The organism is Streptomyces sp. NPDC054863, assembly GCF_053610825.1.
Genome location: NZ_JBSGZD010000126.1, coordinates 1 through 20547, shown reverse-complemented (window position 1 = coordinate 20547; position 20547 = coordinate 1). Strand labels below are relative to the sequence as shown.

At 70.7% G+C, this 20547-nt stretch carries 17 protein-coding genes and 2 tRNA genes; 13 read left to right on the top strand and 6 right to left on the bottom strand.

Annotated elements, in window-relative coordinates; translation table 11 throughout:
* The first annotated feature begins 350 nt into the window (after positions 1-350).
* The 3 genes from ACWGIG_RS22145 to ACWGIG_RS22135 all read left to right on the top strand — a co-directional run bounded on the left by ACWGIG_RS22145 (position 351) and on the right by ACWGIG_RS22135 (position 4934).
* The gene (locus ACWGIG_RS22145; RefSeq protein WP_453323358.1) at positions 351-2180 is read left to right on the top strand and encodes a hypothetical protein; all 1830 of its coding nucleotides are present in this window, start codon (positions 351-353) and stop codon (positions 2178-2180) included.
* A 192-nt stretch (positions 2181-2372) separates the two neighbouring features.
* On the top strand, positions 2373-3851 hold the full coding sequence (locus ACWGIG_RS22140) for a N,N-dimethylformamidase beta subunit family domain-containing protein (protein WP_453323357.1): 1479 nt from the start codon (positions 2373-2375) through the stop codon (positions 3849-3851).
* Positions 3852-4004: 153 nt separating this feature from the next.
* The gene (locus ACWGIG_RS22135) at positions 4005-4934 is read left to right on the top strand and encodes a phosphoribosylaminoimidazolesuccinocarboxamide synthase (RefSeq protein WP_453323356.1); all 930 of its coding nucleotides are present in this window, start codon (positions 4005-4007) and stop codon (positions 4932-4934) included.
* A gap of 50 nt (positions 4935-4984) precedes the next feature.
* Here ACWGIG_RS22135 and ACWGIG_RS22130 read toward each other — a convergent pair.
* The 3 genes from ACWGIG_RS22130 to ACWGIG_RS22120 all read right to left on the bottom strand — a co-directional run bounded on the left by ACWGIG_RS22130 (position 4985) and on the right by ACWGIG_RS22120 (position 5679).
* Positions 4985-5060, bottom strand: a tRNA-Gly gene (locus tag ACWGIG_RS22130).
* Positions 5061-5148: 88 nt separating this feature from the next.
* Positions 5149-5220 (bottom strand) — tRNA-Gly (locus ACWGIG_RS22125).
* A gap of 141 nt (positions 5221-5361) precedes the next feature.
* Positions 5362-5679 (bottom strand): Lsr2 family protein, encoded by a 318-nt coding sequence (locus ACWGIG_RS22120; protein ID WP_398413750.1) that lies wholly within the window; start codon positions 5677-5679, stop codon positions 5362-5364.
* Positions 5680-6036: 357 nt separating this feature from the next.
* Between ACWGIG_RS22120 and purS the strand changes: the two genes are divergently transcribed.
* The 8 genes from purS to purM all read left to right on the top strand — a co-directional run bounded on the left by purS (position 6037) and on the right by purM (position 16049).
* On the top strand, positions 6037-6288 hold the full coding sequence (gene purS / locus ACWGIG_RS22115; RefSeq protein WP_398413748.1) for a phosphoribosylformylglycinamidine synthase subunit PurS: 252 nt from the start codon (positions 6037-6039) through the stop codon (positions 6286-6288).
* A complete protein-coding gene (purQ, locus tag ACWGIG_RS22110; RefSeq protein WP_453323355.1) occupies positions 6285-6965 on the top strand; it encodes a phosphoribosylformylglycinamidine synthase subunit PurQ in 681 nt (226 codons plus the stop codon). The genes purS and purQ overlap by 4 nt, the downstream gene beginning before the upstream one ends.
* The gene (purL, locus tag ACWGIG_RS22105; protein WP_453323354.1) at positions 6965-9226 is read left to right on the top strand and encodes a phosphoribosylformylglycinamidine synthase subunit PurL; all 2262 of its coding nucleotides are present in this window, start codon (positions 6965-6967) and stop codon (positions 9224-9226) included. The genes purQ and purL overlap by 1 nt, the downstream gene beginning before the upstream one ends.
* Positions 9227-9369: 143 nt before the next feature.
* Entirely contained in the window at positions 9370-11268 is a 1899-nt protein-coding gene (locus ACWGIG_RS22100; protein ID WP_453323353.1) for a hypothetical protein, read from the top strand.
* A gap of 52 nt (positions 11269-11320) precedes the next feature.
* Complete coding sequence (locus ACWGIG_RS22095) at positions 11321-12142, top strand: sterol carrier family protein (RefSeq protein WP_453323352.1); 822 nt, start codon at positions 11321-11323, stop codon at positions 12140-12142.
* A 60-nt stretch (positions 12143-12202) separates the two neighbouring features.
* Positions 12203-13078, top strand: coding sequence for an META domain-containing protein (locus ACWGIG_RS22090; protein ID WP_453323351.1), 876 nt, complete (start codon positions 12203-12205; stop codon positions 13076-13078).
* Positions 13079-13383: 305 nt separating this feature from the next.
* A complete protein-coding gene (gene purF / locus ACWGIG_RS22085; protein ID WP_453323350.1) occupies positions 13384-14910 on the top strand; it encodes an amidophosphoribosyltransferase in 1527 nt (508 codons plus the stop codon).
* Positions 14911-14972: 62 nt separating this feature from the next.
* Positions 14973-16049: a phosphoribosylformylglycinamidine cyclo-ligase gene (gene purM, locus ACWGIG_RS22080; RefSeq protein WP_453323349.1), complete on the top strand. Its 1077-nt coding sequence runs from the start codon at positions 14973-14975 to the stop codon at positions 16047-16049.
* A 124-nt stretch (positions 16050-16173) separates the two neighbouring features.
* Here purM and ACWGIG_RS22075 read toward each other — a convergent pair whose 3' ends face one another.
* Both ACWGIG_RS22075 and ACWGIG_RS22070 read right to left on the bottom strand, forming a co-directional pair.
* Positions 16174-16422: a DUF3073 domain-containing protein gene (locus ACWGIG_RS22075; protein WP_384343443.1), complete on the bottom strand. Its 249-nt coding sequence runs from the start codon at positions 16420-16422 to the stop codon at positions 16174-16176.
* 287 nt (positions 16423-16709) lie between these two features.
* Positions 16710-17795, bottom strand: coding sequence for a Leu/Phe/Val dehydrogenase (locus ACWGIG_RS22070; protein WP_453323348.1), 1086 nt, complete (start codon positions 17793-17795; stop codon positions 16710-16712).
* 180 nt (positions 17796-17975) lie between these two features.
* On the opposite strand from ACWGIG_RS22070, the gene ACWGIG_RS22065 reads away from it, so the two are divergent.
* Positions 17976-18827: a hypothetical protein gene (locus tag ACWGIG_RS22065; protein WP_453323347.1), complete on the top strand. Its 852-nt coding sequence runs from the start codon at positions 17976-17978 to the stop codon at positions 18825-18827.
* A 603-nt stretch (positions 18828-19430) separates the two neighbouring features.
* Positions 19431-19637, top strand: coding sequence for a developmental transcriptional regulator BldC (gene bldC, locus ACWGIG_RS22060; RefSeq protein ID WP_003949541.1), 207 nt, complete (start codon positions 19431-19433; stop codon positions 19635-19637).
* Between the two features lie 428 nt (positions 19638-20065).
* Here bldC and ACWGIG_RS22055 read toward each other — a convergent pair whose 3' ends face one another.
* The gene (locus tag ACWGIG_RS22055) at positions 20066-20362 is read right to left on the bottom strand and encodes a DUF6274 family protein (RefSeq protein WP_453323346.1); all 297 of its coding nucleotides are present in this window, start codon (positions 20360-20362) and stop codon (positions 20066-20068) included.
* Positions 20363-20547: the final 185 nt, after the last annotated feature.

Genomic DNA, 20547 nt, shown 5'->3' with positions numbered 1-20547 from the left:
GGGTCCGACCGGACCCCGGCTGTCGCGCACCCGGGACTCCCTCGCCCCCGGCCCCGTGTCAGCACCTTTACCCAAAGCCATTCCATCGAGTGACGGCTCGCCCATCCGGATGACTCGTGCCGAAGCCCCAACTAGGGTGCCGCGCAAGCGTTCCGGCACTTGGCCCACCGACATTGCGATGTCAGTGGCGGGTGCCACAGTGGATGGAGTGAGCAACCCGTCGCAGGGCAGAGGGGGTGAATCCGGTCGTGTCCGGTGTGTCTGATTCCGGTGCCAGTTCCACTGGCCCCGATTCTCGGTCCGGTTCTTCAGGTTCTGGTGGTTCGAGTTCGTCGCGTGCCTCGGGTGTCCTGGGTGCGGAGCAGGGCGCGCAAGCCGCGCGGGAGCGTGCGCTCGCCGTGCTGCGGGTGCGCAGCCGGGCGCTGACCCTGGCCCTGCTGCCGACGGCCGCGGCCGTCGTGCTGCTGGCCGGAGGGGCGTCCGGGCGGCTCGCGGGCGAGGGCTGGGACGTGGCCCGCTGGGCGGTGTCCGCGGTCGCGCTCGTGGTGCTGCTGGTCGCTCTGTCGGTCGCTGCCGTTGTGACGAGGGCCCGGCCGGCCGTGACGCCCACGGTGGAGCTGTCCGAGACGTCCGCCCCCGACCTCTACCGCCTCGTGCGGGACCTGGCCGAGCGCCTCGACGTCCCCGCACCGTCCGCGATAGCCCTGACCCCGGACTGCGACAGCTGGCTGGAGGACCGCTCGCACGCCGCCGTGCGCGCAGCGGGCCGCCCCGAGGCCCGTCGCGCCGATGCGGAGTCCCGGTCGGCCGAGTCCATACGCACCGGGCCCACCGCCCCCGCGTCCGGGCCTGCCACCTCAGCCCCCGCCTCCGGGCCCACGGCCCCCGCCTCCGGGCCCACCGCCCCGGTCCTGGTGATCGGCTCGCCCTTCCTGTGGTGGATGCGCGTCGCCGAGCTGCGTGCCGTCCTCGCCCCGGTCGTCGCCGGTACGGGCCCCTCCGCGCACCCCGACATAGCCGGCGCCCGCCGTTTCGTACGGGGCCTGGACGCGGCCGTCGCGGTCGCCGTCAAGCCCGGCCGGGGCCCGGGGGGAGTGGCCCGCCGGATCGCGCTGGCGCCGCTGGGCCGGATCTCCCGGATCCTCCTCGCGGCCTGCCGCGAGCACATCACGCAGCTGGAGCGGGGCGTCGCCGCCGCCGCGTCCGAGCGTGCCCAGGCCGTGGACTACGGACTGCGGATCGTCGCCCAGGAGCAGGTCGGCCTCGCCTACGCGGGCTGGGACCGGCTGCTGACCCGGGTCGCGCTGCCCGCCTGGCGGATGGGCCGCTGGCCCTCCCGGCTCGACGCCGGAGTGGTCTCCGCCCTCACCGAGCTCTCCCGCCGCGACCGCCTCGCCGACGGGTTCGCCTCCCGGCTCGGCGAGCGCCCCGCCTGCGACCTCCTGGAGGAGCCGGGCGCCGTCGACGAGGCCACCTCCCTGCTGGCCGCCCGCCTCTTCCACGGCGGCCCGGCCACCCCGGGACCCGACTGGTCCCCGGTCGACTGGCAGGCGTACCCCGAGGAAGTCGTCGACCGCAAGTGGCGTACGGAAGCGGCCAGGCTGCACCGCGTCCTGGACTCCCTGGGCGTCCGCCGCTCCGGCGGCGACCGTACGGGCCCCACCCTGGCCCGCGTCATGGACCACCTCGCCGCCGAGGCCGTCGCCCACACCGGCGCACCCGGACCCGACGACGGCCGCAGCGACGAGGAGCGCACCGACGCCCTCGCCGCCGGCATCACCGCCGAGGCGGCCCGCGAGGCCGCGGCGGCCACGCCGCCCGCGCCCGTCGTCCTCGGCGACGGCCAGGAGTTCCCCGGCGGCATGTCCTCGGAGGGCGCGGCCTGGGGCAGCGACCCCGGCGACCCGCTGCCGGTCTTCCCCATCCAGCCGCCCCGCACCGGCCGCGACCTGCTCGCCGACCACGTCACCGCGATGGTCTGCTGCGCCGCCGTCGACACCGCGGGCGCCGCCCCCGGCCTGGACTGGTTGGACGGCCCCGCCCTGCTCGTCGGGGGCAAGCGCCGCAGCGACCTCACCGGGCCCGTCCTCAGCCTCGTCGAGGACGGCGACCCCGGCCCGCTGCGCGGCTGGCTCGCCGCCGTCGGGGTGCGGCCGGAAAAGCCCGTACGGCTGGTGTGAGCGAGATGCCCGCAGAACCGCCGACAGGTCCCACGAACGGAGTAGCAGGTTCCGTTTCACGCCAATTCGCGACGAACGGTGACGGAGTGCGTGCGTTATGTGATGTGCTGGGGTCCTGGACCTGACAGCTGGTGCACCACCGTTGTTCCGGTGGTCAGCAGGTGTCCCGGGGGACCGAGGGAGGGATGTGACGTGGGGGCGGAGCAGATTCGCTGGGAATCGGGGGCGCTCGCGCACGCCGTCTCGGACCCCTTCGGCCAGGGCCCGCTGCCCTGGCTGCGCGGCGGCGACCAGTACCTCGACGCGGACGGCACGGTCGTCCCCTGGTACGCGGAGCTGGATCCGGCCACCGGCGCCCAGGTCCCGCCGCCCCGCCGCACCTCGGGACCCCGCGCCGCCGACGACGTGAACCGCCAGATCAAGGGCTTCACCTCGTCGGGCTCCGTCTCGCCCGGCGGTTCCGTCGACTTCCACGTCACGGTCAACCCGCCGCAGGAGTTCTCCGCGTACGTCTACCGGATCGGCCACTACAGCGGCGCCGGCGCCCTCAAGGTCGACACCAGCCCCCGGCTCTCCGGCATCGTCCAGCCCGCCCCGCTGGCCGCCGAGCGCACGGTCTCCTGTCACCACTGGTGGCAGTCCTGGCGCCTCCAGATCCCCGAGTACTGGAGCCTCGGCGCCTACGTCGCCGTGCTGACCAGCGCCGACGGCCACCGCACGCACGTCCCCTTCACGGTCCGCGACGACCGCTCGGCCGACTACCTGCTGCTGCTCCCGGACGTCACCTGGCAGGCGTACAACCTCTACCCGGAGGACGGCCGCACCGGCGCCAGCCTCTACCACGCGTGGGACGAGCAGGGCCGGCTCCTCGGCGAGGAGGACGCCGCCACCACCGTCTCCTTCGACCGCCCGTACGCGGGCCAGGGCCTGCCCCTGCACGTCGGGCACGCCTACGACTTCATCCGCTGGGCCGAGCGCTACGGCTACGACCTGGCCTACGCCGACGCCCGCGACCTGCACGCCGGCCGCATCGACACCTCCCGCTACCGCGGCCTGATCTTCCCCGGCCACGACGAGTACTGGTCCGTGCCCATGCGCAAGGCCGCCGAGCGCGCCCGCGACCAGGGCACCTCCCTCGTCTTCCTGTCGGCGAACACCATGTACTGGCAGGTCGAGCTCGCCCCCGCCCCCTCCGGCGTCCCCGACCGCTTCCTGTCCTGCCTCAAGCGCCGCGGCCACGGCAAGACCGCGCTGTGGCGCGAGGCGGGCCGCCCGGAGCAGCAGCTGATGGGAATCCAGTACGCGGGAAGAGTCCCCGAGCCGAGCCCCCTCGTCGTGCGGAACGCCGAGCACTGGCTGTGGGAGGGCACCGGGGCCGGCGAGGGCGACGAGATCGAGGGCCTGGTGGCGGGCGAGGCCGACCGCTACTTCCCGCGTACCGCGCTGCCCGAGCACCGGGGCCGCATCCTGCTCGCCCACTCCCCCTACCGGGACAGCGAGGGCGCCCTGCGCCACCAGGAGACGTCCCTGTACCGGGCACCCAGCGGAGCCCTCGTCTTCGCCTCCGGGACCTTCGCGTGGTCCCCGGCGCTGGACCGCCCCGGGCACGTCGACCCCCGTATCCAGAAGGCGACGGCGAACCTCCTGGACCGCATCGCCAAGGGCACCTGAGGCCCGGCCGGGAGCACTGCCGAGAGCCTCCCGCGCACACCCGCCCCACATCCGTACGGAACCGTTCCGTACGCCCCGGCCACCCTGACCGGGGACTTCCCCCGCGCGTACGGGAGAATCGAACCCGATTGGCCATAACCACGGGGAGGAACCGTGTCCGGATTCGTAGTAAAGCCCGAGCCCCAGCAGGTGCCGGGCCTGGTGCATCTGCACACCGGCAAGGTGCGCGACCTGTACCAGAACGAGGCGGGCGACCTCGTGATGGTCGCCAGCGACCGCACCAGCGCCTTCGACTGGGTGCTGCCCACCGACATCCCCGACAAGGGCCGCATCCTCACCCAGCTCTCGCTGTGGTGGTTCGACCAGCTCGCGGACCTCGTTCCGAGCCACGTCCTGTCGACGGACCTGCCGGCGGGCGCCCCCGCCGACTGGGCGGGCCGCACCCTGGTCTGCAAGTCGCTGCGGATGGTCCCCGTCGAGTGCGTGGCCCGCGGCTACCTGACCGGCTCGGGCCTGGTCGAGTACCAGGAGTCCCGTACGGTCTGCGGCCTCGCCCTGCCCGAGGGCCTGGTCAACGGCTCGGAGCTGCCGGCGCCGATCTTCACGCCCGCCACCAAGGCCGCCGTCGGCGACCACGACGAGAACGTGAGCTACGAGGAGGTGGCCCGCGAAGTCGGCGCGGAGACCGCCGCCCAGCTCCGCCAGACGACCCTCGCGGTGTACGGCAGGGCCCGGGACATCGCCCGCGACCGGGGCATCATCCTCGCGGACACCAAGTTCGAGTTCGGGTACGAAGCGGTGCGGGGCGGCGCGGCGGCGGGCGGTGAGGACCGCCTCGTCATCGCCGACGAGGTCCTCACCCCGGACTCCTCGCGCTTCTGGCCGGCCGACGACTGGGAGCCGGGCCGGGTGCAGCAGTCCTTCGACAAGCAGTTCATCCGGAACTGGCTGACCTCGGCGGACTCCGGCTGGGACCCCAGGTCGGACAACCCGCCGCCCCCGCTCCCGCAGGAGATCGTGGACGCCTCCCGCGCCAAGTACACCGAGGCGTACGAGCGCCTGACCGGCCAGAGCTGGTCCTAGCGGTACGTACGAAGAAGGCCCCGGTCGAGGTGACCGGGGCCTTCTTCATGTGGAGCGGACGACCAGGTTCGAACTGGCGACCTCAACCTTGGCAAGGTTGCGCTCTACCAACTGAGCTACGTCCGCAAGGTACTGCTGAGAGGTGGTGCTTGGTGGTGCGGCATCACCTTACCCGATGTTCCGGGGCCTCCGGAAACCGGTTCGAGCGATGCAGAGCGGGTGACAGGAATTGCACACTGCGCCTTCCCCCTGGAAGGAGGATGTTCTACTACTGAACTACACCCGCACGCTGCGTGAGGCGGGGCCTTGCGGCCTTGCCCTTCGGCGTGCTCCAGACTTTAGCCCAGGTACCTGGGTGTGATGCAAATCGGTTCCCGGCCGACTTTGCGGAGACCCGCTGCGAGGCGGCCGGACACCTGCCGCTCCGTCAGGACGCTTCTGCGAACGCCTCGTAGACCTTCTTCGGGATCCGGCCCCTGGCCGGCACCTCCATCCGGTGCGACCGCGCCCAGGCGCGCACCGCCGCCGGGTCCGGGGCCACCGAGGTGTGCCGGTACACATTGCCCGACTTCGAGTGCTTTCGGCCTGCCGTCACGTACGGCTTCAGCGCCGTGCGCAGTTTCTTTGCATTGGCGGGATTGAGGTCGATCTCGTACGACTTCCCGTCGAGGCCGAAGGTCACCGTTTCCGCCGCTTCTCCTCCGTCGATGTCGTCGGAGAGCGTGACCACTACGCGTTGAGCCACGGATATCGGTCCTTCCTAGCGGGCGTGTACCGGCTTGAGTATCGGTACCACCGCGCTGACGTGCGGTGATGTCGACCTTCCGGCTGTTTTGAAGCAACTCGGGGGCAACTCGGAGTCAATGTTGCTTTCGCTTGTATTCCTTTGTACAGGGGGAGGCATTGCATTGTGAAGCCCAGTCAATTCCGTCAGCGTGTCCGAGTGCAATGAGGGGGGCCTCTTTTTTCCCTGATTTTTCCCCGTGTTGTTGGTGTCGATACCGGAACGTGATCGGCCCGCAAGCATATCTACCCGCGTAGAATTTCTGGGCGGGTACGCTGGTGAAACCGCCTTAAGCACCACACCACACCGGGAGTGCCAGTGGCACGCGTCGTAGTCGACGTCATGCTCAAGCCCGAGATTCTCGACCCGCAGGGACAGGCGGTGCAGCGTGCACTGCCCCGTCTCGGCTTCAAGGGAATCGCGGACGTCCGCCAGGGGAAGCGTTTCGAGCTGGAGGTGGAGGGTCCGGTCGACGATGCCGCCCTCGCCCGCATCCACGAGATGGCCGAAACGTTCCTCGCCAACACCGTCATCGAGGACTTCACCGTGAAGGTGGAGGACGAGAAGTGACCGCTCGTATCGGAGTCGTCACTTTCCCCGGCACGCTCGACGACCAGGACGCGCTGCGTGCTGTCCGTCTCGCGGGCGCCGAGCCGGTGTCCCTGTGGCACCGCGACAAGGACCTCCACCAGGTCGACGCGGTCGTCCTCGCCGGAGGGTTCTCCTACGGCGACTACCTGCGGGCCGGCGCCATCTCGCGCTTCTCGCCGGTGATGGACACGATCATCGAGCAGGCGAAGGCCGGGATGCCGGTCCTCGGCATCTGCAACGGCTTCCAGATCCTCACCGAGGCGCATCTGCTGCCCGGCGCGATGCTCCGGAACAACCACCTCCACTTCATCTGCCGCGATCAGAAGCTGCGGGTGGAGAACACGGAGACCGCCTGGACCCTCGATTACGAGCAGGGCCAGGAGATCTCCGTACCGCTGAAGAACATGGACGGGCGGTACGTCGCCGACGAGCGCACGCTCGACGAGCTGGAGGCGGAGGGCCGGGTGGCGTTCCGCTACCTGGACGGCAATCCGAACGGCTCGCTGCGGGACATCGCCGGCATCACCAACGCGGCGGGCAACGTCGTCGGTCTGATGCCGCACCCCGAGCACGCCGTCGAGCCGCTGATCGGTACGGGCCGTACCGACGGGCTCGGATTCTTCACCTCGATCCTGAAGAAGCTGGTCAACGCCTGATGACTCTGGACACTGTCAAGCACGCGAGCGGCACGCCCGACGTCGATCAGCCCTGGAAGGAACTCGGCCTCAAGGAGGACGAGTACGCCCGGATCCGCGAGATCCTCGGCCGCCGTCCCACCGGCGCCGAGCTCGCCATGTACTCCGTGATGTGGTCCGAGCACTGCTCGTACAAGAGCAGCAAGGTCCACCTCAAGCAGTTCGGCGAGAAGGTCCCCGAGAACGACGCGATGCTCGTCGGGATCGGCGAGAACGCCGGTGTCGTCGACGTCGGCCAGGGCTACGCGGTCACCTTCAAGGTCGAGTCGCACAACCACCCCTCGTACATCGAGCCCTACCAGGGCGCGGCCACCGGCATCGGCGGCATCGTCCGCGACATCCTCGCCATGGGTGCCCGGCCGATCGCGGTCGTCGACCCGCTCCGTTTCGGTGCGGCCGACCACCCCGACACCAAGCGCGTCCTGCCGGGCGTCGTCGCCGGAATCGGCGGCTACGGCAACTGCCTCGGCCTGCCGAACATCGGCGGTGAGGTCGTCTTCGACGCCTGCTACCAGGGAAACCCGCTGGTCAACGCCGGGTGCATCGGCGTCATGAAGCACGAGGACATCCACCTCGCGCAGGCGTCCGGGCCCGGCAACAAGGTCATTCTGTACGGGGCAAGGACCGGCGGCGACGGCATCGGCGGCGTCTCCGTTCTGGCCTCCGAGACCTTCGACGACGCCAAGCCGACGAAGCGCCCCGCGGTCCAGGTCGGCGACCCCTTCCAGGAGAAGCTCCTCATCGAGTGCACCCTGGAGATCTTCAAGGAGAAGCTGGTCGCGGGCATCCAGGACCTCGGCGGCGCCGGGCTGTCCTGTGCCACCTCCGAGCTGGCTTCCGCCGGTTCCGGCGGCATGCGCGTCGAGCTGGACACCGTGCCGCTGCGCGACTCCTCCCTCTCGCCCGAGGAAATCCTCATGAGCGAGTCGCAGGAACGCATGTGCGCGATCGTCGAGCCGCAGCACGTCGACCGGTTCATGGAGATCTGCGAGAAGTGGGACGTCATCGCCACCGTCATCGGTGAGGTGACCGAGGGCTCGCAGCTGGAGATCTTCTGGCACGGCGAGCAGATCGTCGACGTACCGCCGCGGTCCGTGGCCCACGACGGCCCGGTGTACCAGCGGCCGTACGCCCGCCCGTCCTGGCAGGACGCGCTCCAGGCCGACGACGCCAACAAGCTGGCCCGCCCGGCCAACGGCGACGAGCTGCGCGAGCAGGTCCTGAAGCTGGTCGCGTCGCCCAACCAGGCCTCCAAGGCGTGGATCACGGAGCAGTACGACCGCTTCGTGCAGGGCAACACCGTGCTGGCCATGCCCGAGGACGCGGGCATGGTGCGCATCGACGCCGAGACCGGTCTCGGCGTGACCATGTCGACCGACGGCAACGGCCGGTACGCCAAGCTCGACCCGTACACGGGCGCGCAGCTGGCCCTCGCCGAGTCGTACCGGAACGTGGCGACCACGGGCGCCAAGCCCCTCGCCATCTCCGACTGCCTCAACTTCGGTTCGCCCGAGGACCCGGACGTCATGTGGCAGTTCGCGGAGGCCACCCGCGGTCTTGCGGACGGCTGCCTGGAACTGGGAACTCCGGTCACCGGTGGCAACGTTTCTCTGTACAACCAGACCGGTGAGACCGCGATCCACCCGACGCCCGTCGTCGCGGTCCTCGGTGTGATCGACGACGTCGCACGGCGTACGCCGATGGCGTTCGCGAAGGAGGGCCAGCTGCTCTACCTCCTCGGCGACACGCACGAGGAGCTCGGCGGCTCGGCATGGTCGGAGGTCGTGCACGGCCACCTCGGCGGCATGCCGCCGAAGGTCGACCTGGCGCGCGAGAAGCTGCTCGGCGAGATCCTGATCTCGGCCTCGCGCGACGGCATGATCGACGCTGCCCACGACCTCTCCGACGGCGGCCTGATCCAGGCCGTCACCGAGTCCTGCCTGCGCGGCGGGAAGGGTGCGCGACTGGTGGTGCCGGACGGCACCGACCCGTTCGTCTTCCTGTTCTCGGAGTCGGCGGGCCGTGCGGTCGTGTCGATCCCGCGCAGCGAGGAGCTCCGCTTCAACGACATGTGCGGGGCGCGCGGTCTGCCCGTCGCCCGCATCGGTGTCGTGGACGGCTCGGACGCCGAGGCGGCGATCGAGATCCAGGGCCAGTTCAGCATTCCGCTGAGCGAGCTGAAGGCGGCGCACGAGGCGACGATTCCGGGCCTGCTGGCCTGAGTCGCTTCTGGTGCGTTACGTGGGTGGGCGCGGCCCCGTCCCGGGGAGACCGGGGCGGGGCCGCACCCGATCCCGGTGGGGCCGCACCCGCTCCGGGTGGGGCCGCACTTCTGCGCCCTCCGCGCCATGGCCATAATGCGCGGGTGACCGAGCGACCCCCTTCTCCCGTACGGCTTCCCGCCTCGCGCATACCCGAGGGCACGGCCCCCTGGCAGTCGGCCGACGCGCGCCGCTGGCGGGCCGCCGTGCCCGGCAGGTGGGCGCATCCGGCCTGGCCGGCGCTGGTGCTGGTGGGGGCGGTGGTGTGGGCGTTGCTCGCGGTGGCGACGCCGCCACGCCCGGACCGGGCCTACGGCGACGTCCACCGGGACCCCGGGGGACCGCGCAGCTCCGTGACGGTGCGACCGCACGCTTCCGGGTCGGCGGGGCCGCACGCTTCCGTGCCCCCGGGACCGCACAGCTCCCCGGGACCGCACAGCTCCGCCTCCGTGCCCGACTTCCTCAAGGGCCCCCAGCCCTTCCCCTCGGGCACCGGCCTGCCCCGGGCGGGCGGAACGGACGCGACCGATCACGTGCGGATCGGCGTCTCCGTGATGTACGCGACGACCTCCGGCGCCGCGAGCGGCTTCGACCCGTGGTGGCTGCCCACAGCGCTCCTGGGACTGTTCCTCCTGGAGCTCTACTGGATCTGGCGCCGCCCGGCCCTCGCCCTCGCCGTACTCCCCCCGCTGACGGTCGCGGGCCTCATCTCCGACGACGCGTTCGAAGGCGCGGTGCTGCCCGCACAGATCGGGGTGATGGCGGCTGCCGTGCTGGTCGCGTGCCATCTGTCCCACCGGCTGGCTCTCCGGGCACGCCAGCGGGCGCAGGCGGTGGAGGCAGCCGGTCCGCAACGGCATCCGGCGCCGTCCGCGCAGGTACGCCGCCCGCGCCGCCGTCTCGCCCCCGTCCTGGCCGGAGCACTGCTCCTCGCCGTGGCCGCACTGGCCTGTTGGCGGGCCGAGGAGGCCGAAGGGGAGTGGATCGTCCTGCTCACCGGCACGCTCGGAGCGGCCCTCCTGGCCGACGCGGTGGCAACCTGCCGGGAGACCCTTCGCCGCTTCCGCCCCCAGCCCGCCCTGCGCGTCCTGGTCCGGGAGGGCGACGACGGCAAGGTCTGGGTGTACGCGGCCGACGACCGGGAGGCGGCCGAACCGCTGCTCGGCTTCCGCTCCTGGGGGACGTACGAGGGCGAGGCGCCCGCCGGGGCCGAAGGACCCGTGGACGCCCGTCCCCTGCGCGAGGCCGTGCTGTACGGAACCCCCGCGACCGGTGCCGAATTGGCGTACGTCGCCGCGGTCGACGGACCCGAAGGCCGCGTGGCCGTGGAGCACGGCACGACCCGCGCGACCCTCGCCGAGCCCACCGCACCACCCCTCGCCGCACCCCCCACTCCCCCTGTCGCACGCAACACCAGCCGCCGTACGCACACCGAGAACGGAACACCCGTGGACCCCGCAGGCACCACCCCGACCACCGCCCCCACGCACCTCAGCTGGTCGGCGGGCCCGGTCAGCCGGACCGCCGGGGTCCTGGCCCTCCTCTTCGAGGTGGCGGCGCTCTGGTCCTTCTTCGACGGCGAGCGGACCCTGCGGTCCTGGCTGGTGCTGCTCACGCTCCCCTTCGCCCTGACCTGGATGGCGACGGCACTCAACTGGCGTGTCACGGCCGACCGTTCGGGCCTGTGGGTGGCGGGCGGCTGGCGGGTGAAGCAGCTGCCCTGGACGGAGCTGGAGAAGGTCGAGTACGCCGACGACAGCCTGGCGTTCCGCGGCCCGGACGGCGCGCGCACCGCCGTACGCCCCACCGGCTGGGCCCGCCTCGACCGCCGTACCGCCAAGGGCCACGTCGCCGCCCGCGCCGCCGAGGAAATCCGCAGGATGCTCGCCGACCCGGAACTCCGCCCCACCGGGAACAGCACCCCCGCCGACCAGGGAATGCCGCTCGGCCCGGTGATCGTGCTCGTGGCGGTGCTGGGGGTGGCGGCGGCGACGGCGCTGTAGCCGGGCCGTCGTTCGGGGGACGTTGTCAGTGCCGGGGTCTAACCTCGTTTCCATGTCGCCCGTGAACCCCGCGTCGCCCGCGAACCCGGCCAGGAAGAAGCGTCCCCGGAGCTACGACCCGGCCAGGACCAGGGCCGCCGTGCTCGCCCAGTTCGGGCATGTGCGGGAGGTCGTGCAGGGACTGGGCGAGGAGCAGCTCGCCCTGCCGAGCGGGCTGGGGGAGTGGTCGGTGCGGGAGCTGGCCGCGCACCTGTCGATGGCGCTGGGCTCGGTCGTGCGCTTCCTGGGCGAGCCCGCGCCCGCCAAGGCCGAAGTGGGGCTCCTGGACTGGCCGTTCGCGACCGAGGTCCATGCTGGGCAGGTCGCGGACGACGCCCGGCGGACCGCGGCGTCCGCGCCGCTCCCGGAGCTGTACGAGCGGGTGGCCGCCGGGATCGTCGAGGTGCTGCCCGGGGCCGACGACGAGCGGATCACTCAGACCCGGGTCGGGCCCATGCGGCTCGCGGACTTCCTCGTCACCCGCACCGTGGAACTCGTCGTGCACAGTGACGACCTGGCGCGGGCCACCGGGGTGGACGTGCCGTTCGACCGGCAGGCCCTCGCGGCCTGTACGCGGCTGCTCGCGGACGCCCTCGCGGTGAAGGCGCCCGGCGCGTCCACGGAGGTGCGGATTCCGCCGTATGCGGTGGTGCAGTGCATCGAGGGGCCCCGGCACACCAGAGGAACCCCGCCCAACGTCGTGGAGACCGACCCGATGACCTGGATCCGGCTTGCCACAGGACGTACACAATGGGCGGACGCGATCGAAGAAGCGCAGGTCAGAGCCAGTGGGGAGCGTGCGGATCTGGTGGGGGTGCTGCCGATCCTGGGGTGAGCAGGACGCCTGCGCCGGGCCAAGTGGAACCAGTTGTCCCACCTGTTCCGTCACATCGGCATGCAGACGAAGCCGAAGTTCAAGACGCTGAAGATGCTGGGTGTGCCCCTCACCGCAGCAGCACTGCTCGCCGTGTCCGCCTGCGGTACGGAGACCGCGGGATCCGGGGCCGGCGCGGGCGCCGGGAGCAAGGGTGACGGGGGAGCCGTCCAGACGGATCTGCCGCTGACCGGGGTGCGCTGGACGGTGGAGAGTTCGACCGTCGGCGGGAAGAAGACCGCGGCGCCCAAGGACACCTTCGTCGAGATCGACAAGAAGGGCGCGGTCAAGGGCAACTACGGCTGCAACTCGTTCAGCGGCAGGGCGACCCTCAAGGGCGACGCCCTCGACCTCGACAAGCTGCTGTCCACTCAGATGTCCTGCGAGAACCAGGACTTCGAGCTCTCCCTGCGCAAGGCATTCAAGGAGCAGCTGAAGGCGAAGCTCGACGACAGCCGGCTGACCCTGACCACCGCGAAGGGCGACACGATCGCGCTCACCTCGAAGCCGGTGGAGCCTGCCGCTCCGTTCGCCGGGACCAGGTGGACCGTCGAATCCTTCACCGCCCGCAAGACCGCGAAGCCCGGCGGAAGCGACTCCGCGCAGTCCGTGCCCGAGGAAGTGGCCGGCAAGGCGTACCTGACCTTCGGCAAGGACGGTTCGGTGCGCGGTCGCACCGGCTGCAACTCCCTCAGCGGCCAGGCGAAGCAGGGCCCCGGCTCGCTCGAATTCGGGCGCATCGCGACCACCCGCATGATGTGCCAGGGCGAGGCGGCGGCCGTGGAGAAGCAGATGCTGAAGGTGCTGGAGGGCAAGGTCACGTACACCGTGAACGGCCGCTCCCTGTCCCTCACCGGCAGCGCGGGCGCGGGCCTGGAAGCGACAGCCGCCAAGTAGGCCCGGCCGTCGACGGGCGGCCGGGCAAGGCTGGGCCGGTGGGGGCGGCCGACCGGGCAAGGCTGGGCCGGTGGGGGGCCGACCGGCGCCGGTGGGGGCCGGTGTCCGGGGCTGCGCCCGTGCCCGGCCTCGCCGCGCGTCCGCACACGCCGGAAGGGCTGGATTCGCTCCCTCCGGCACGCGGTGCCACCGCCCCCGTCGCCGCCCCGCCGCCCCCCGTCCTCAGCAGGATCGTTTTGCCCCGCCCGGGCCCCGTTCGTATCCCCAATTCGGACCAGTGGTCGATCTCGCCTACACTCGGTGCCGTGCCTCGTGGTGATGGACGACTCAACCACGACCTGCTCCCCGGTGAGAAAGGCCCCCAGGACGCTTGCGGCGTCTTCGGTGTCTGGGCTCCCGGCGAAGAGGTCGCCAAGCTCACCTATTTCGGACTGTATGCACTGCAACACCGTGGACAAGAGTCCGCCGGTATCGCAGTAAGCAACGGGTCCCAGATCCTCGTCTTCAAGGACATGGGCCTGGTCTCGCAAGTCTTCGACGAAACCTCCCTCTCTTCCCTCCAGGGCCATATCGCGGTCGGTCACGCCCGCTACTCCACCACCGGAGCCTCGGTGTGGGAGAACGCGCAGCCGACATTCCGTGCCACCGCGCACGGCTCGATCGCGCTCGGCCACAACGGAAACCTGGTCAATACGGCGCAGCTCGCCGAACTGGTCGCCGAGCTCCCCAAGGAGAACGGCCGCGCCACCCAGGTGGCAGCCACCAACGACACCGACCTGGTCACGGCCCTCCTCGCGGGCCAGACCGACGACGACGGCAAGCCCCTGACCATCGAGGAGGCCGCCGCAAAGGTGCTCCCCAAGGTGATGGGCGCCTTCTCCCTCGTCTTCATGGACGAGGGCACGCTGTACGCGGCCCGTGACCCGCAGGGCATCCGCCCGCTGGTCCTCGGCCGTCTGGAGCGCGGCTGGGTGGTGGCCTCCGAGTCCGCCGCCCTCGACATCTGCGGTGCGTCCTACGTCCGCGAGGTCGAGCCGGGCGAGATGCTCGCGATCGACGAGAACGGTCTCCGTACCTCTCGATTCGCAGAAGCGAAGCCCAAGGGCTGTGTCTTCGAGTACGTCTACCTCGCGCGCCCCGACACCGACATCGCGGGCCGCAACGTCTATCTCAGCCGGGTCGAGATGGGCCGAAAACTGGCCAAGGAAGCTCCTGCCGAGGCCGATCTCGTCATAGCGACACCCGAATCCGGCACCCCCGCCGCGATCGGATACGCCGAAGCCAGCGGAATTCCGTACGGCTCGGGACTCGTCAAGAACGCGTACGTCGGCCGGACCTTCATCCAGCCGTCCCAGACGATCCGCCAGCTCGGCATCCGTCTGAAGCTCAACCCGCTCAAGGAAGTCATCAAGGGCAAGCGCCTGGTGGTCGTCGACGACTCGATCGTCCGCGGCAACACCCAGCGCGCACTGGTCAAGATGCTCCGCGAGGCGGGCGCGGCGGAGATCCACATCCGCATCTCCTCGCCCCCCGTGAAGTGGCCGTGCTTCTTCGGCATCGACTTCGCGACCCGCGCCGAGCTCATCGCCAACGGCATGACCATCGACGAGATCGGCAAGTCCCTCGGCGCCGACTCGCTCTCGTACATCTCCATCGACGGCATGATCGAATCGACGACGATCGACAAGCCGAACCTCTGCCGTGCCTGTTTCGACGGGGTGTACCCCATGGAACTCCCCGACCCCGAGCTCCTCGGCAAGCAGCTGCTGGAGACCGAGATCGCGGCAGGACCGGCCAACACGGCCGCGGCCGACGCACTCCGTCGCCCGTAGCGGGCCCGTAGACCCTCGCCGGCTTCCTCCGTTCAAAGCGACACGAAAGTTCTCACCTCCCCATGTCTGAGAAGTCTGAGACCACCGGTGCCAGCTACGCGTCCGCGGGCGTCGACATCGAAGCCGGCGACCGCGCCGTAGAACTGATGAAGGAGTGGGTGAAGAAGACGAAGCGCCCCGAGGTCCTCGGTGGCCTCGGCGGGTTCGCCGGTCTCTTCGACGCCTCCGCCCTGAAGCGCTACGAGCGCCCGCTGCTGGCCTCCGCGACCGACGGCGTCGGTACGAAGGTCGACCTCGCCCGCCAGATGGGCGTGTACGACACCATCGGCCACGACCTCGTCGGCATGGTCGTCGACGACCTCGTGGTCTGCGGCGCCGAACCGCTCTTCATGACCGACTACATCTGTGTCGGCAAGGTGCACCCCGAGCGTGTCGCGGCCATCGTGAAGGGCATCGCCGAAGGCTGTGTCCTGGCAGGCTGTGCCCTGGTCGGCGGCGAGACGGCCGAGCACCCTGGCCTGCTCGGCCCGGACGACTTCGACGTGGCGGGCGCCGGCACCGGCGTCGTGGAGTACGACCAGCTGCTCGGTGCCGACCGGATCCGCGAGGGCGACGCCGTCATCGCGATGGCGTCCTCCGGTCTTCACTCCAACGGGTACTCGCTCGTGCGGCACGTCGTCTTCGACCGCGCCGGCTGGGCCCTCGACCGCGAGGTGGCCGAATTCGGCCGCACGCTCGGCGAGGAGCTGCTGGAGCCGACCAAGATCTACTCGCTGGACTGCCTGGCGCTCACCCGCACCGCGCCGGTCCACGCCTTCAGCCACGTCACCGGCGGCGGCCTGGCCAACAACCTGGCCCGCGTGGTCCCCGACCACCTGCACGCCACGGTCGACCGCTCGACCTGGACCCCCGGCGCGGTCTTCGACGTCGTCGGCAAGGCAGGAAAGGTCGAGCGGCTGGAGCTGGAGAAGACCCTCAACATGGGCGTCGGCATGATCGCCGTCGTCCCGCAGGAGTCGGTCGACGTGGCCCTGGCCACGCTGGAGGACCGGGGCGTCGAGTCCTGGGTCGCCGGCGAGATCCTGGCCCGCGGCGATCACCGCGACGGCGCGGAACTGACCGGCGACTACGCGAAGTAGCAGGTCACCCACGGCACCGGGACGCACAGAACCCGGTCCGGGGCGAAAGCCTCGGACCGGGTCCTGTGGAACTGCTCAAACCTTATGAAAATTTTCGAGGTGTACGAACGCCGGATCTGAGGCGTCAAGCGCCGCGGCGCTGCGACGAAGGGCCGGACTCGTCGTCCTCGTCCTCGTCGTTGTACTGCGACGCGTACTGTGCGTACGGATCGTCTTCCTCGTCATCGTCCTCGAACGGCTCGCCATTCGGCGGCTGTTGCGAAGTCGAAGCGCCCAGCTCATTGGCCAGACGCGACAGATCAGTCCCGCCGCTGCTGTACTTCAGCTGGCGGGCGACCTTCGTCTGCTTGGCCTTTGCCCGGCCGCGCCCCATGGCTCGACCCCCTCGGTGACGGGGCTCGACGGCCCCAGAGTCTTGACACGCGTTCATGGTTGGGAACGGGCTCTCCGTGAAGAGACCGGTCCGCAGGACTTCAACGGTACCTGCTTCTTTGGCCATACGGTACGCCGCCCGCAGGAGACACCGCGAAGCACAACCGGCGGGGCGTCCCGTCCCCGCTGGTCAACCGCGATTTTAGCCCCTTCCTGACGGCCGACCCGCCGAGGGGGGTGAGCCATGTCTCCCCGGCCCCTCCCCCTCGGCGGATCCGCCCGCTCCGGTCAGCGCCGTGCGCGCGCCTCCGCCATGCGCTGCTCGGCCAGCCGGTCGGCCGCCGCGGCCGGCGGAACACCGTCCTTCTTTGCGTGTGCGAAGATTTCCAGCGTGGTGTCGAAGATCTTCGCGGCCTTCTTCTTGCACCGGTCGAAGTCGAAGCCGTGCAGCTCGTCGGCGACCTGGATGACGCCGCCCGCGTTGACCACGTAGTCCGGCGCGTAGAGGATCCCGCGGTCGGCGAGGTCCTTCTCGACGCCCGGGTGGGCGAGCTGGTTGTTGGCCGCGCCGCACACCACGGTGGCGGTCAGCACCGGTACGGACGAGTCGTCCAGGGCGCCGCCCAGTGCGCAGGGGGCGTAGATGTCCAGGCCCTCGACGCGGATCAGCGCCTCGGTGTCGGCGACCACGGCGACCTCGGGGTGCAGGCCGGTGACGCGGCGTACCGATTCTTCCCGCACGTCCGTGATGACGACCTCCGCGCCGTCGGACAGCAGGTGCTCCACCAGGTGGTGGCCGACCTTGCCGACGCCGGCCACGCCGACCTTGCGACCGCGCAGCGTCGGGTCGCCCCACAGGTGCTGCGCGGAGGCGCGCATGCCCTGGAAGACGCCGAAGGCGGTCAGGACGGACGAGTCGCCCGCGCCGCCGTTCTCGGGGGAGCGGCCGGTGGTCCACCGGCACTCGCGCGCCACGACGTCCATGTCCGCCACGTACGTGCCGACGTCGCACGCGGTCACGTAGCGGCCACCGAGCGAGGCCACGAAGCGGCCGTAGGCGAGGAGCAGCTCCTCGGTCTTGATCTGCTCCGGGTCGCCGATGATCACGGCTTTGCCGCCACCGTGGTCGAGACCGGCCAGGGCGTTCTTGTAGCTCATCCCGCGCGAGAGGTTGAGGGCGTCCGCGACGGCCGCCTCCTCGCTCTCGTACGGGTAGAAGCGGGTGCCGCCGAGGCCGGGGCCGAGGTCCGTGTTGTGGAGGGCGATGACGGCCTTGAGGCCGGAGGCGCGGTCCTGGCAGAGCACGACCTGCTCATGGCCACCCTGCTCCGAGCGGAACAGGGTGTGCAGGACGCCGTCGGAAGATGCGGTCACTGTGGTGACTCCCAAGTACGAGACGGGGAAGCCCTCATGCGGGTGGTGAGGGCCGATGGGCATGAGAGTAGAGCCTGGCGGCCCCTGGTGCGGGCCGGGCTGCGGGATCACCTCCTTCCGAAGCCCCCCGTGGGACGATTTGCTTACGGTCTTTGCTTCCGGTCGAGTTGAGGAGCTGGCGTGCCACTGGCGTCATCGGTGATCGTCCCGTACGTGTCGGCCCTGCGGGTGTACGAACCGCTGGCGGCCTTTCCCGAGCCGGAGCGCACCCACTGGGCCCGCTACGCCCGCCGCCAGGAGCTCCCGGGGCCGCAGGACGAACTCCGGTGCTCCCTGGCCGACTTGCTGCCCACGCCGCCCGTCGTGGTGCCGGTGCACGAGAGCGGCGACGCGTACGTGGCCGAGATCGACGAGGTCCTGGTGGTGTGCCCGTGGCGGACCAGGCTCCGCGGCTGGCTGGCCCTGGCGGAGCTGGAGGAGCAGTACCCGGCGCCGCTCCTGGACGCCGTGCTCTCCCCTCTCCTGCGGCGCCAGGCGCATGCGGACCACGAGCGGTGGCGGGAGCGGAACCCGGACGCCAGGCCGTGGATCAGGACCTCGGTGTGGCACGTGCCGGTGCGCTGGTTCGTCCTCTTCGGCGACGAGGAGCGCGAGTACGTGAAGGCCTCGGGCGAGGAGGCGGCCGTGCTGCGGTACCGGACGTCGATGGTGCAGGCCAGGCGCCGGGTGGCGCGCGCCCTGCGCACGCTGCGCGAGCAGGTCGGCGACGGGGAGGAGGGGCCGCTGGTGACGGGCCTGGTGGACGTGGGGCGGTGGCTGGAGGAGTTCCACCCCCGCTCGCTCGTCGAGCTGGACTACGGCGGGCTCGCGTACGTACTGGACGAGACGCACCTGGCCGGGGACCGGTCGGCGGCGGACGTGGCCGAGGGGATAGGGGCGCTGCGGGCCGGCGACGCGGACGGTGCGGCCCGGGCGTACGGCCGGCTCGCGGAGCGCTGGCGGGCGGTCAGGGACCGGCAGTTCGCGAACTGAGACCGGGCGGGGGCGGGGTGCGGAACGGGGCCGTCCGGGCGCCCGGCTCCGCGCGCGGAGGGCTGAATGCTGAATACCGCACACGATTTGAGCGAAATCTGAGCTTCAAGTGAACCGGAGCGTGATGTGGTGCGTGTGACAGGTGAGGGACAAGCGCTCGGGACCTACGTCCTGATCCGGGCTTTTGTGGCAAGCGTGACGGACAGCACTTAATCGCCCCTTGCGCTCATCCCCCGCCCTCGTGTCAAAATAGGACAAGGAGTCCGGGGAGGGCTCCTTCCGTCCAACTAGGGGCGGAATGCTCGGCATTGCACTCTATGGGGGGTCTGACGACTCCTGATCGCTCTGTGACTGATCGTCACTGTGAGGTGACTGTCCGCTATGGCATGGTCCATCGGCTTCCGTCGCTGATGAACACCTCAGAGGGCAATTCCGTCGGTTTGGCCCACGCGGCTGGACGGATGGTGTAGTTGTAGTGCCGAGGACAAGCCGTTCGTCCTATAACCGACTCGGCCCGCGTCCGCCATTTCGGGCAACGCGGGTCAAGGTGCAGAATTTAGAGGAAAGAACCGTGAAGGTTCGGTTCTCCCGAGGAGGCCGCTCATGACCGCTCGCACCCCTGACGCCGAGCCGCTGCTGACCCCGGCTGAGGTCGCCACGATGTTCCGCGTGGACCCGAAGACGGTGACCCGCTGGGCCAAGGCAGGCAAGCTCACGTCCATCCGCACGCTGGGTGGGCACAGGCGTTACCGCGAGGCCGAGGTCCGCGCACTGCTTGCGGGTATTCCGCAGCAGCGCAGCGAGGCCTGACGCTTCGTATTACCTCGTATTACCGCTTCACTTCTTTACCCGCAGTATCGGCAACACCCCGCAGTGCAGGGCAATTGCGACCCGGGTCCCCCAACTCGGTGCGCCCGCCCATGGCTCCACTCGACAGGCACCCGCCCCAACGGGAGCCGAGTCGTCGATCGCGCCGGACTCCGCCGAGTCCGGCGCGATTTTTTTTGTGCCCGGGGAGGGTGCCGGCGGCGGCTGCGGCGGCCCTGACCCGGGGGTGTGACGGAGAGGCGGCGGGGGGTTGTCACGGGTGGTGCAATTGCACATATTAAATTGGCTTGTTGTAGGGAGGGAGTAAATAAGCCCGTCCCGAAAACTCTTCCGGTGACACCCGTCACAGCTCATTGCTCTTGCCAAATCCGAGCTTGCCACCGAAAGAGGGCCCGGTCGGGAGGCGATGGTCACGGGTCCGGAGGACTTTCGTCCTGAGCCGGGAAGCAGGCCGGGGAGTCGGCCTGGGGGCGGGCAGGGGAACGCTCCTCCGGAACGCTCTCGGGCGGCCTCACGGGCTCTCTCCCGGCCGCGCGCTCGGGCGTGCGCTCGGCCGCGCTCCCGGGCGCCCTCTCGGGCTGCAGGGCGAGCAGCAGGAGCCGGTGGCAGATCGGGCAGTGCCGGGTGCGGTGCCGGTAGCCCGAAGCGGCTGCCAGATGGGCACGCAGCAGTGCCCGCGTCTCGTGTCTGGCCACGGTTGCCGCCACGCTCACCTCCGGAGTACGGCCCCTGAGTCCGGGTTACCGGCGGCAGATGCCGGAGTCAAGACGCAAGAAGGCCCCGATCCAAAAGGATCGGGGCCTGCAACTGCTGGGGCCCTGACGGGATTTGCCGTGTCCGACGGCGGCTCCGCCGCAGGCGCGGCCTCCGAGCTGCGGCGGGACGCGAAAGC